Raw genomic sequence first — 12,662 nt, 5'->3', positions numbered from 1 at the left:
TTGCGGTGAACGGTGTTGACACGGCCGCCGCCGCACAGTCGTTGTTCACAAGCATGAATTTCCGTGCGTACTTATGAGTGAAATCTTTCTCTTGTGTGCAGTTCTGCGCGCTAGGCTCCCGGCACGAGTCACGCGAACACTCAGCGGGAGGTCCCGTGGGGCGCAGGCTGCTCACCTGTCTGACCTCGGTCGCCGTCGGCCTCGCCGGCCTCGTCGCGTCGGCCTCGTCGCAGGCCGAGGGCTCGGCCGGTTACACGGCGCCGTCGCCGCGCCAGCACGTCGACCTCGACGGCGGCTGGCGCTTCGTCCGCGCCGACGCCGCTGGCGCGGAGTCGCCAACGTTCGACGACTCGGCGTGGGCCGCCGTCACCGTCCCGCACACCTGGAACGCCAAGGACGGCGAGGACGGCGGCAACAACTACTACCGGGGGATCGGCTGGTACCGCAGGCACTACACGCCGCCGCCGACCGTGGCGGGCCAGAAGCTGTGGCTCCAGTTCGACGGCGCCGACACCGTCACCGACGTGTGGGTCAACGGCACGCACCTCGGCCAGCACCAGGGCGGCTTCGCGCGCTTCCGCTTCGACGCGACGGACGCGCTCGTGCCGGGCGGGGACGCCGTGATCGCCGTGCGGGTGTCCAACGCGCGGGACGCCGGCATCGCGCCGCTGTCCGGTGACTTCACCATGTTCGGCGGCCTCTACCGCGATGTCAGCCTCGAGGTCACCGACCCGCTCTCCATCCGGATGCTCGACTACGCGGGCCCCGGCGTGTACCTGCGGCAGCGGTCGGTGTCCTCGGCAAGCGCCACCGTGGACGTGACGACCAAGGTGTGGAACAACAGCGGCACCACCCGGCACACGCGGGTCCGCACGGTCGTCACCGACGCGACCGGCGCCGTCGTCGCCGACACCAGCACCGCGACCCGCGCCGTCGCCGCGCACACCGGCGACCAGGTGACCCAGACGGTGTCGCTGACCAACCCGCACCGGTGGAACGGGCGCGCGGATCCCTATCTGTACCAGGCGAACGTGGAGCTCCGGGACGTCGACAGCGGCGCCGTCACCGACGAGGTCACCGAGCCGCTCGGGCTGCGGTCGTTCGGCCTCGCCCCGGACTCCGGGTTCGCGCTCAACGGCTCGCACCTCGCGCTGCACGGCGTCAACCTGCACCAGGACCGGCTCGACCAGGGCTGGGCGGTCAGCGCCGCCGAGCACACCCAGGACTTCGACCTGATGGACGAGATGGGCGTCAACGCGATCCGCACCGCCCACTACCAACAGAGCCAACAGGTCTACGGCCTCGCCGACCGGCGCGGCTACCTGGTGTGGAGCGAGATCCCGGTGATCAACTCCGTCACGGACTCGGCCGCCTTCACCGCGAACGCCGTGCAGCAGCTGCGCGAGCTGATCCGGCAGGACTACAACCACCCGTCGGTGGCGTTCTGGGGCATCGGAAACGAGCAGGGCCAGGACAACGCGGCGACGAACGCGCTGCTGAAGACCCTGGCCGACACCGTCACCGCCGAGGACCCCGACCGGATCTCGACCTACGCGCACGCGGGCGGCGACGGCAGCAACCTCATCACGCACACCGCGACCGCCGGATTCAACAAGTACTACGGCTGGTACGGCGGCGCCCTGCCGGACTTCGGTTCCTGGGCGGACACGCTGCACGCGAACCAGCCCTCGCGCGCCATCGCCGTCAGCGAGTACGGCGCGGGCGCGAGCATCTACCAGCACCAGGACAACCCGCCGACGCCGGTGTGGAACTCGGGCTGGCACCCCGAGGAGTACCAGGCGCTGTTCCACGAGTCCTACTGGACGCAGATCCAGTCGAGGCAGTACCTGTGGGGCACCTTCGTGTGGAACATGTTCGACTTCGCCTCGGACGGCCGCAACGAGGGCGACACCCCTGGCCGCAACGACAAAGGGCTCGTCACCTACGACCGGGCTACCCGCAAGGACGCCTTCTACTGGTACAAGGCGAACTGGACCGCGACCCCGTTCGTCTACCTCACCAGCCGCCGGTTCACCGACCGCGCCGACGCGACCACGACCGTGAAGGTGTACGGCACCGTCGACAGCGCGCGGCTCACCGTCAACGGCGCGGCCGTCGGCGGCGCCGTGACCTCCACCGACCACCGCTACCGCTGGGCGAACGTCACGCTGGCCAAGGGGCCCAACACGATCACCGTGACCGGCACGCGCGGCGGCGCGACGTACACCGACACCGCGACGTGGACCTACACCCCCAGTTGACCGGAGCGGTTCCTCAGGAGCTGACCCCCACCCAGTCCCGCCACGAGGAGACGACCATGGACCGGCGCGGCTTCCTGTCGCTCAGCCTGCTCAGCGCGGTCGGCGCGATGGCCGTCACCGCCGATCCCGCCTTCGCCTCGACGGCCGCGCCGGCCTCGCCGGACCCGACGGCCGCGACGCAGCGGTTCGCGTTCGCGGCCGACGGCAGCGCGTTCCTGTTGGACGGCAAGCCGTTCCAGATCCGCAGCGGCGAGATGCACCCGGCGCGCATCCCGGTCCAGCACTGGCGGCACCGCATCCAGCTGGCCAAGGCCATGGGGATGAACACCGTGGCGCTCTACGTGATGTGGAACCACGTCGAGGAGTCGCCAGGCGTCTTCGACTTCACCACCGACCGGCGCGACGTGGTCAGCTTCATCCAGCTGTGCCAACAGGAGGGCATGTGGGTGCTGCTGCGTCCCGGCCCGTACGTCTGCGGCGAATGGGACCTCGGCGGGATCCCGCCCTACCTGCTGGCGAACCGGGGCATCGCACTGCGGGTCAACTCCGCGGCCGACCCGCACTATATGGCGGCCGTCACCAGGTACGTCACCGAGCTGGCCGCGCGCGTGCGGCCGCTGATGATCGGCAACGGCGGCCCCATCCTGATGATCCAGGTGGAGAACGAGTACGGCAGCTACGGCAGCGACGCGGGCTACCTGGCGGAGCTCCGGCAGCTGTGGCTGGACAACGGCGTCACGGGCCCGTTCTACACCGAGGACGGGCTGTCCCAGGTGACCGGCAACCACACCGTGGTCAGCGGCGGCGCGATCGCGCTCAGCGGCGGCGACGCCTCGGCGATCGCCGCCGCGAGGCGGGCGTTCCCCACGGTGCCCGCGATGGCCGGCGAGGTGTACCCGGGCTGGCTGACGCACTGGGGCGACAGCACCTTCCAGGGACAGGGCAACGACATCTCGTCGACGATCAGGGGCTGCATGGATCGCGGGCTGTCGTTCAACATCTACGTGATCCACGGCGGCACCAACTTCGGCTTCTCCGCGGGAGCCAACGCGGACGACCTGTCCGGCAACTACCAGCCCGACATCACCAGCTACGACTACTCGGCCCCGATCACCGAACAGGGCGCGCCGACCCCCAGGTACACCGCGTACCGCAACCTGATCGCCGGCTACCTGCCCACCCCGCTGCCCGCCGTGCCGGCCCCCGTCCCGACCATCGCCTCCGGCGGCGCGCAGTACACCCCGACGCCGTATGCCTCCGTCTGGGACAACCTGCCGGCCCCGCTGCCGGCCAGCCAGACCGTCGACCCGAGGCCGATGGAGACCTACAACCAGAACTCGGGATTCATCCTGTACCGCAGGCAACTCCACGGCTACTCCGGTGGGCAGCTGGAGATCAGGTGGGTGCACGACTACGCCACGGTGTGCCTCGACCAGGTCTACGCGGGCGGCCTGTACCGGCAGAACCTCCCGCAGCCGGTCGCGAGCGCGCTCAACATCGCCACCGCCAACGCGCCGCTCACGCTCCCGCCGTCGAGCGCCGTCGGCACCGATCCCCGCCTCGACGTGCTCGTGGAGGGCATGGGCCGCACCAACTTCGGGCACGCGCTGGTCGACAGGAAGGGCATCCTGGAGTCGGTGGCCCTGCAAGACGCAGGCCCGCTCACCGGCACCCTGACCAACTGGCAGGTCTACTCGCTGCCGATGGACGACGCCTACGTCGCCTCGCTCGCGCCGACGGTGACCGACCCGCGCCGGCCGGGAATCTTCTTCCGCGCCACCGTTTCGCTGAGCACCGTCGGCGACACCTACCTCGACCTGTCGAACTGGACCAAGGGCGTCGTCTGGGTCAACGGCCACAACCTCGGCCGCTACTGGGAGATCGGCCCACAGCAGCGGCTGTACTGCCCGTCGTCCTGGCTCGTCGAGGGCGACAACCAGATCCTCGTGTTCGACCTGCACCAGGTGACCCCGCAGCCGATCACCCTGCACGCCATGCTCACCAGCGCGGCGATCCCGACCTCGGGCTGGCGGGTGGTGCGCGCGGACAGCGAGGAACTGGTCGCGGAGCACGGCGCGGCGGCGAACGCGATCGACGGCGACCCTGCGACGATCTGGCACACCAGGTGGTCCCCGACCGGAGCCTCGCTGCCGCACGAGCTCCAGCTCGACCTCGGCGCGCGGTACAACCTGGACGGCGTCGGCTACCTGCCGCGTCAGGACGGCAACGCCAACGGCCGCATCGGCGCGTACGAGGTGTTCGTGTCCGACTCGACCACGAACTGGGGGACCGAGGTCGCCACCGGCACGTTCGCCGACACCGCCGCCCGCAAGTCGGTGTACCTCGGCTCCGCCACCGGCCGCTACCTGCGGCTGCGGGCGCTGAGCGAGGCCGGCGGCCGGGGACCGTGGACCAGCGCGGCCGAGATCTCGGCGACCGGCACCAGAGCCGCGACCTGAACGACCGCTGTGGAGATCGGGGACCCGCACCACCTCCGGCGCGGTTTCGGGCATCCTGGCGGTTGTGCTGGACATTTCGGGTTCGTTGGCACGCCAGGCGCTGTTGGTCGCCGCGGTCTGCCTGGTGGCCGACCTGGGGATGCTGTTCCTGCGGGTGCCGATGTGGCACTGGCAGACCTGGGTCGTGGCGGCCGCCCTCGCGCTGACCGACGTCGGCCTCGCCGCGCGGACCAGCCTGTCCGGGGTGGTCGCGGTCGCGCACGCCGTCCTGCGGGTTGCCGGCCCGCTGCTGCTCGCGTCGGTCTGCACGGTCGGGGAGATCGGGATGGCCGGCCTGCTGATCTCCGCGTACCGGGCGGGCGCGTGGCTGCGGACCGCGCCCGCGGTGGTGGCCCTGGTCGCGCTGCTCGTCGGCGTGCTCGGCAACGACCTCCTCGACGACAAGGGCAGGGAGTCCGACTGGCGGCTGCTGGCCATTTCGGGGCTGGTCAACGGGTTGCTGCCGTGGCTGGTCGGCCGGCACACCACGGCCAGGGGCGCGCACATCGCGGAGCTGGAGCAGCGGGCCGAGCGGCAGCGCAGGGACGAGCAGGCGGCCGTGCGGCGCGCGGTCGCGGAGGAGCGCGGCGCCATCGCCCGCGACCTGCACGACGTGATCTCCCACCACGTCAGCGCGATCGGCGTGCACGCCGGCGCGGCTCGGCTCAGCCTGGCCACCGTCCCGGCGGGGCCGCCGCACGCCTCGCTGACCGCCGTCGAGACGAGCAGCCGGTCGGCGATGACCGACCTGCGGCGGCTGCTCGGCGTGCTGCACGGCGACGCGGAGGAGGGCGTGCGGCGGCAGCCCGGCCTCGACAACGTCGACGACCTGCTGGACGGCGTGCGAGCCGCGGGACTCGCCGTGACCATGAGCATCGCCGGACCGAGGCGCGAACTGCCGCCGTCGCTCGACGTGGCGCTGTACCGGATCGTGCAGGAGGCGTTGACCAACGCGCTGCGGCACGGCGGGGGAGCGGCCGAGGTGTCGCTGACCTACCAACCGGACCGCCTGCGGCTGACCGTGGCGAACACGCTGCCGACGCCGGCGCCGCGCGGCGTGGCGCGCGAGCGCGGGCCGCGCCGGGGCATGGCCGGGATGCGCAAGCGGGTCGGGCTGTTCGGCGGCGACCTGAGCTACGGACCGGACCCCGACGGGTCGCGCTGGGTGGTCGAGGCCGCGTTCCCGTTGCCGGGCAACGACGATCGGCCGACCGGAACCGAGGGAACGCCGTGACCATCCGGGTGTTGCTCGCCGACGATCACGCGATGTTCCGGTCCGGGCTGCGTGCCGTGCTGGACACCCAGGCCGACCTGTGCTGCGCCGCCGAGGTCGCCGACGGCGCGGCCGCGGTCGTCGAGGCGGCGCGGGTCCGGCCGGAGGTCGCCGTGCTCGACGTGCGGATGCCGAGGCTGGACGGGCTGGCCGCAACCGAGGCGATCCTCGCGACGCCGGGCAACGTGACCAGGGTGCTGCTGCTCACCACCTACGACAGCGACGAGTACGTGCACCGCGCTCTTCAGTTGGGCGCCAGCGGATTCCTGCTCAAGAGCCTGCCGCCGGAGGAGATGATCGGTGCGATCAGGGTGGCCGCGCGCGGGGACACGATCATCGACCCCGCGGTGACGCGGCGGCTGGCCGAGCGCTTCGCCGACAGCATCGCGCCGTCGGTGCGCCCGCCCGAGCTCGACCGGCTGACCTTCCGCGAGCGGGAGGTGTTGCTGCTGCTGGCGAAGGCCCGCAGCAACGCCGAGATCGCGGCCGCGCTGCGGGTCGGCGAGGAGACCGTGAAGACGCACGTGTCGCGGGTGTTGGCCAAACTTGGCCTGCGCGACCGGGTCCAGGTGGTGGCCTACGCCCACGTGAACGGCCTGGTGTCCGGCTGCGGCCCGTAGGGCGGCGACGCCTTCGCCGGGGCGTCGCGGTCGCCGCGCTTGTCGTCGATCCTCACCTATAGTGCGATCAACGGGGTGTTCGAGCACCCAGGTGTTTCGGAGAGGTGGATGCCCCGGTGGAGTCGGTCGTCGAGAGCCCTGACCTGTCGCGCGGTGCGCGTCTGGCCGCGCACAGCGCCGTCTCCACCTCGCTGGCCCTGTACAGCGATCGCGAACTGCGCGACCTCGTCGACACGGCCGTGCCGATGGGGTCCGGGATCGGCGGGACCTCGGCGTTGCTGGAGGTCGGCGGGACCCCGGTCTTCGTCAAGCGGGTGCCGCTGACCGACCTGGAACGGCAGCCGGAGAACGTCCGGTCCACGGCGAACCTCTTCGGGCTACCCGACTTCTGCCACTACGGCGTCGGGCTCATCGGGGGCGCGGGCTTCGGGGCCTGGCGGGAGTTGGCCGTGCACACCATGACGACGAACTGGGTGCTCGCGCAGGAGTACGAGGGCTTTCCCCTGATGTACCACTGGCGGGTGCTGCCGCATCCCGGGCAGCCGCTGCCCGAGGAGCTGGCCGACGTGGAGCGGGTCGTCGCCTACTGGGAAGGCAGACCGGAGGCGCGCCGCCGGATCGAGGCCGTGCGGGACTCCTCGGCGAGCATCGCGCTGTTCCTGGAGTACATCCCGCAGAACCTGCACGACTGGCTGGACGTTCAGATCAAGGCGGGCGACGAGGCGGCCGAGCAGGCGTGTGCCATGGTGGCGAGGGAACTCGAGGCAGGGACCTCGTTCATGAACGCCAGAGGGCTCCTGCATTTCGACGGCCACTTCCAGAACATCCTGACCGACGGCGAGCGCCTGTTCTTCGCGGACTACGGCCTCTCGATCTCCTCCAGGTTCGACCTGTCGAAGGACGAGGCCGACTTCGTCGCCGAGCACCAGACCTATGACCGCTGCTACACCGTCACGCACCTGGTGATCTGGCTCGTCACCGCCCTGTACGGGTACCGGGGAGACGACCGCGCCGCGTTCGTGCGCGCGTGCGCCAGAGGAGAACTTCCCACGGGAATACCGCAGGAGGTCGCGGCGATCCTCACCCGCCACGCGCCGCTCGCCGAGGTGATGACGGACTTCTACCGCGAGTTCCAGCGGGAGAGCAGGCAGGCGCCGTATCCCCTTGAGGCGATCCGCCGGATCACCGGCCAGGGTTGACGTAGGGGGAGAGTCACTCGCTCGGGGGACCCGTGGTCCCTCGTCGCTGTGACGACGTGACCACGCCGCGTTCCTAGGCTCGTCGCCGTGACGATCAGGAGGCGTGCCGCCCGCGTTGTGTCGTTCGCAGCGTGCCTCGCCCTGGTGTTCGGCGTGGTGGGCGGCGGCCAGGCGGCGGCGGACAGCGCGTCCACCGTCGGCGACCTGCACGTCGCGCAGACGCTGGGCGACCGGGAGCTGACCGTGGTGCTGCGGCGCGTGACCAGCGTGCCCGGCCCGCTGCGGGTCGACGTGGTCACCCACGCCGGCGCCGCGCCGGGCACCCTGCGGCTGCGGGTCGCGCCGACCGACGCGGCCGGCGCGCCGACCGACCGGCAGGCCGAGCTGCGGCTGGGCGCGGCCCCCGGCGGGTACTCGGCGACGCTGCGGGTGGACCGGGTCGGGCCGTGGCAGGTCGCGCTGGACGACGGGACGCGCGTGGCGCTGATCTCGTTCCTGGTGCCGGGAACGGCGCTGTCGCCGGCCGAACGGGCCACCTACGCCGGGTTCGCCTCGGCGGGCGCGCTGCTGTTCCTCGCGCTGGTCGCCGCCGTGCGGGCGAGGCGAGGCTGGTTGACGCTGGTCCCGGCAGGCGGCGTGCTGGCCGCGCTCGCCGTCGCGGTCACCGGCGCGGTGCTCTCGGCGAGCCTGCCGCTGCCCCCGCAACCCGGCCCGCAGCTGGACCCGACGGCCCGCAACGTCGCCGATCCCTATGCGCTCAGCCAACCTCTGGTGTCCGACTACTCCCGCGCCCCTGTCGTGCTGGCGCTGCCGACGGCGCCGCTCACCGCCGGGCAGCCCAGCGACGTGACCCTGTCGCTGACCGACGGCGCCACCGGCCAGCCGGTCGACGACCTGCTCGTGCACGACAGCGCCCTGCTGCACCTGCTCGTGATCGGCCCGTCCGGTCGGCTGTGGCACGAACATCCCGTCCAGGTCGCGCCCGGCGAGTTCCAGGCGCGCCTGACGCTGCCGGCGGCCGGCCACTACGCGGTGTCCGCCGAGCTGGGCAGGCGCGGCGGCGGCAACCAGCTGCTTCGCTCGCCGACCGGGCTGACCGTGCTGCCTGGCAACGGTTCCACCGGCCAGGCCGACCCGGTCGGCGGCCTCGGCGCCCGGCGGGTCGACGGCGTCCCCGTCACGGTCGACGCGACCGCCCTGGCGGCCGGTCGACCCGTCACGATCACCGCGAGAATCGGCGACACCGCGACCCTGCAACCGTGGCTTGGCATGGTCGGCCACCTGATCGCGGTCGGCCCGCTCGACGGCGATCCGGCGGTCGGCGCGGCGGCGCAGACCGCGCAGGTGTGGGCGCACGTGCACTCGATGACCGCGACCACGATGGCCGCCGCCGCCACCCCCGGCGGCCAGCCGGACGAGACGGTCGCCGCGTTCGGGCCCGACGTGCCGTTCACCTACACCTTTCCCGTCGCCGGGACCTACCGCGTGTGGATCCAGGCGGAGCGGGACTACTCGACGCTCACCGTGCCGGTCGTGCTGGACGTGCCGCCCGCCGACGGAGGCCGGCCGTGACCGGCCTCGACCCGCCTGCCGCGCCGACCCGCCGCAGGGCCGTTGCGCTGATCTCCTGTGCCGCCGCCGCGGTCGCGGCCCTGGTCGCCTGGCTGGCCTGGCCGTCGGGACCTGCCGGCCCCGAGGTGCTGAGCGCGGCCAGCGCGGACTACCGGGTCGAGGTGTCGGTCGCGGTGCCGAGGGTGGGCACGACCAGGGTCGAGGTCACCGTGACCGACCGGGCCGGGCGGCCTGCGGCGCCGGCCACGGTCACCGTCGCACCCGTCATGCCGGCCATGGGCCACGCCTTCACCCCGGTCGCGTTGACCCCGGCCGAGCCCGGCCGGCACCGCGCGGACGTGTCGCTGCTGATGGCCGGCCAGTGGGAGCTGACCGTGGCGGTGGCCGGGCCCGCCGGCCGGCAACAGGTCGTCCTGCCGCTCACCGTGCGCGGCTGACACCGCAGGAACTCGTTGGCACCCAATGAGAATTGGTACCCAATGAGAGTTGGCACACCGTGCGAATTGGCACACAGTGAGAAACAGGAGGGGACCGTGGACATTCCGCTGTCGCACAGGCGGTTCCGGGGGAGAACCGCCCTCGCCGCGCCAGGGACGCGGACGGGCGCGCGGGGCTGGCCGCCCGCCGCGATCGTCCTGCTCGGCACGCTGCTGTCGTTGTTCGGCCTGAGCTGGGACGTGCAGTGGCACGTCGAGGTCGGCCCCGACACCTTCTTCACGCTCTCGCACCTGGCCCTCTACTCGGGCAGCGCCATCGCCGGCGTCGCGAGCCTCGTGGTCGTGCTGCGCACCACGGCGGCCCAACGGGCCGGCCGCGCGGTGGACCCCCGCGTCGGCGGTCAGGCCGTCCGGGTGTTCGGCGGCGTGTTCGCGGCGCCGCTCGGCTACCTGGTGTCCGGCTGCGGCGCGGCGATGTTCCTGCTCGTCGGGCTGTGGGACCAGTGGTGGCACACGCTCTACGGGTTCGACGCCGTGCTCGACTCGCCGCCGCACGTCGCCCTGTTCCTGAGCATCTCGATCACCATGATCGGCCCGGTGCTGACCTTCGCCGCCGCACGGGACCTGCGGTGGGGACGGATCGGTTTCCTGCTGAGCATGCCGGTGCTGATGGCGTTCAGCACGGTGACCGTCGAGGGGCTCAGCGCGCTACCGAGCATCGGGGTGAACCCGATGACCGTCGGCAGCGCCTTCCTCGAGGTGCTGCTGCTCGTGCTGGCTGCGAGCTGCCTGCGCCGGCCGGGCGCCACGCTGGTCATCGGTGCCGTTCTCGGTGCGCTGCAAGGGATACTGTGGCTGTTCTCGCCGTGGGCGGCGAGCGCCTACGCGGTCGCGGTCGGGCTCCCGCTGCGGGACAACGTGCGGTCGCTGCCGGCGTTCCCTTCGCGGATCCCGCTGTTCCTGTTGGTCGGGGCGGTCGCGGTGGAACTGGTGCTGTGGCTGGCGCGGCGGAGGGGGTGGTCGCCGCGCTGGGTGCTGCCGGTGGCCGGCGGTGCGGCCGGGGTTCTGTTGGCGGGCCTGACCCCGGTGCAGGCGCAGCTGATGGTCGGTTTCTCCGGCACCGCCCTACGTGTGTTCGTCGCGACGACGGTGGCCGGCGGCGCGTTCGGCGCGCTGGCCGGTTTCCTCGGCTGGCGGTTCGGCATCATGACGCGCGCCGTCGGCAGGCCGGCCGCCGGGACGCGGCAGGCGACCGAGGCGGGGGTGGCGTGAGGATGCGTGCCGTCACCCGCCTGCCCGGCCTCGCGCTGGCCCTGGCCGCCGCGCTCGTGTTCGCCGTCGCGGGTGCCGCACCTGCCTCGGCGTACGCGCCGGTCAATATCGTGCACACCGAGCGGGTCACGGCGGGCCCGTACGTCGTCACGATCGGATTCAGCGTGTGGCCGCTGCACGCCATGCAGTCGCTCGACTTCACGTTCGTCCCGGACGGCGGCATCGCCGACAAGTCCGGCGGCCTGTTCCTCGAGGGCCCCGACATGCCTCCCCACGAGAAGGCGCAGCCCCTGGCCCGGCATCCGCGCAAGCGGGACGTCTGGGGACTGGACGTGCGGGCGCTGCCGATCCAGGGGGACTGGAACTTCGGCTTCGCCATCGACGGACCGCTCGGCCATGGCGAGGGCGCGCTCGCCGCGCCCGTCGCGGTGCTGCCGCAGCCGGGGCCGCCGCTGGCGCTGAGCTGGTCGATCACCGTCATCCCGGTGGCGCTGCTCGTGCTGTTCGTCGTGATCGCGTGGCGCCGGGTCCGGCCGGGCGCGTTGGTCGGCCACCACCTCGAATGACGGCGTACAGCGAAGTTGGCCGGAACCTGTCAACCACCGCTCGCGCTGAGGGAGGGGGCCCGGCAGTCGCCTAGGATTCCTGGCGAACAACTGCCTGGTGGTGTGGATCCGTCCGGAGGATGAGCGTTGTCCGAGCAAGCCCAGCATGCCCACGATGACCCGCAACTCCTCGCCAGGATCTCCCAGGCGGCGAACCAGGCTGGCCTCGGCGCCCACCGGGCGGCCTACCCGGCGGCGTCGAACCAGGCCAAGCCGGGCTGCATGGTGGCCGTGATGGTGGCCCTTGGCGTCGCGATGGTCGGCTTCGCCGCGGGCGGGTATCCCGCTGTGTCGTTGATCGCGGTCGTGCCGCTGCTGATCGTCCTGTTCGGCTTCCTCAAGGGCCGCAGCGTGTCGGCGAAGAACGAGGGGGCCAGGCTCGACCTGTTCGAGCACGGCCTCACCTCGGCGTTCCAGGGGCGGCTGCGGGCCTTCCGCTACGACAGCACGACGGTCCTGCAACACATCGTCCGGCACACCCGCAACGGCGTGCACACCCACACCACCTACGCGTACACGCTCACCGACACCACCGGCGAGTCGACCGTGCTGCGGGAGGGGTACGCCAGGCCGACCGAATGGGGCCCGGCGATCCAGGAGAGCGTCACGCGGGCGCAGCTGCCGACGGCGCTGGCCGCGCTCAACGCGGGGCAGCGGGTCACCTTCGGCGACCTCTGGATGTCGCGGGAGGAGGTCGGCTCGGGCGTCAAGTCCGTCCGCTGGCCCGAGATCCAGGAGGTCAAGGTGCACAACGGGTACGTCACGATCAAGATCGCCGGGAAGTGGCGCGGGCTGACCACCACCATGGTGCGGCAGATCCCGAACTTCTTCGTCTTTCTCACGCTCGCCGAGCGGCTGCGGGAGTCGTGGGGCGGCGCGCCGCGTCAGTGACCGGTCACGCGCCGCGATCCGCCGGGGACTGTCG

At 72.1% G+C, this 12,662-nt stretch carries 10 protein-coding genes; all 10 read left to right on the top strand.

The window, feature by feature from the left end:
• Positions 1-155 precede the first annotated feature (155 nt).
• Positions 156-2,261, top strand: a complete 2,106-nt coding sequence (locus F0L68_RS16780) for a glycoside hydrolase family 2 protein (RefSeq protein WP_188316613.1) — start codon at positions 156-158, stop codon at positions 2,259-2,261.
• A gap of 56 nt (positions 2,262-2,317) precedes the next feature.
• Positions 2,318-4,720: a beta-galactosidase gene (locus F0L68_RS16775; RefSeq protein WP_149850516.1), complete on the top strand. Its 2,403-nt coding sequence runs from the start codon at positions 2,318-2,320 to the stop codon at positions 4,718-4,720.
• Positions 4,721-4,784: 64 nt separating this feature from the next.
• Positions 4,785-5,993: a sensor histidine kinase gene (locus F0L68_RS16770; protein WP_149850515.1), complete on the top strand. Its 1,209-nt coding sequence runs from the start codon at positions 4,785-4,787 to the stop codon at positions 5,991-5,993.
• Positions 5,990-6,652 (top strand): response regulator, encoded by a 663-nt coding sequence (locus F0L68_RS16765; protein ID WP_149850514.1) that lies wholly within the window; start codon positions 5,990-5,992, stop codon positions 6,650-6,652. Before F0L68_RS16770 ends, F0L68_RS16765 begins: the two co-directional genes overlap by 4 nt.
• A gap of 104 nt (positions 6,653-6,756) precedes the next feature.
• The gene (locus F0L68_RS16760) at positions 6,757-7,851 is read left to right on the top strand and encodes a hypothetical protein (RefSeq protein WP_223198852.1); all 1,095 of its coding nucleotides are present in this window, start codon (positions 6,757-6,759) and stop codon (positions 7,849-7,851) included.
• A gap of 87 nt (positions 7,852-7,938) precedes the next feature.
• The gene (locus F0L68_RS16755; RefSeq protein WP_306463154.1) at positions 7,939-9,423 is read left to right on the top strand and encodes a DUF8832 domain-containing protein; all 1,485 of its coding nucleotides are present in this window, start codon (positions 7,939-7,941) and stop codon (positions 9,421-9,423) included.
• Positions 9,420-9,860, top strand: a complete 441-nt coding sequence (locus F0L68_RS16750) for a FixH family protein (protein WP_223198851.1) — start codon at positions 9,420-9,422, stop codon at positions 9,858-9,860. The genes F0L68_RS16755 and F0L68_RS16750 overlap by 4 nt, the downstream gene beginning before the upstream one ends.
• A gap of 96 nt (positions 9,861-9,956) precedes the next feature.
• On the top strand, positions 9,957-11,132 hold the full coding sequence (locus F0L68_RS16745) for a hypothetical protein (protein WP_188316612.1): 1,176 nt from the start codon (positions 9,957-9,959) through the stop codon (positions 11,130-11,132).
• 2 nt (positions 11,133-11,134) lie between these two features.
• The gene (locus F0L68_RS16740) at positions 11,135-11,698 is read left to right on the top strand and encodes a hypothetical protein (RefSeq protein ID WP_149850513.1); all 564 of its coding nucleotides are present in this window, start codon (positions 11,135-11,137) and stop codon (positions 11,696-11,698) included.
• A 126-nt stretch (positions 11,699-11,824) separates the two neighbouring features.
• Complete coding sequence (locus F0L68_RS16735) at positions 11,825-12,628, top strand: DUF6585 family protein (protein ID WP_149850512.1); 804 nt, start codon at positions 11,825-11,827, stop codon at positions 12,626-12,628.
• Positions 12,629-12,662: the final 34 nt, after the last annotated feature.

The organism is Solihabitans fulvus (assembly GCF_008386585.1).
GTDB lineage: Bacteria > Actinomycetota > Actinomycetes > Mycobacteriales > Pseudonocardiaceae > Solihabitans > Solihabitans fulvus.
The sequence above is the reverse complement of the archived record's forward strand: the minus strand, read 5'-3'. Positions and strand labels throughout refer to the sequence as shown.

What these genes read in the sequence shown, in the direction of transcription:
- F0L68_RS16775 (WP_149850516.1), top strand. Translation starts at nt 2,318, where the DNA reads ATGGACCGGCGCGGCTTCCTGTCGCTCAGCCTGCTCAGCGCGGTCGGC.
- F0L68_RS16740 (WP_149850513.1), top strand. Translation starts at nt 11,135, where the DNA reads ATGCGTGCCGTCACCCGCCTGCCCGGCCTCGCGCTGGCCCTGGCCGCC.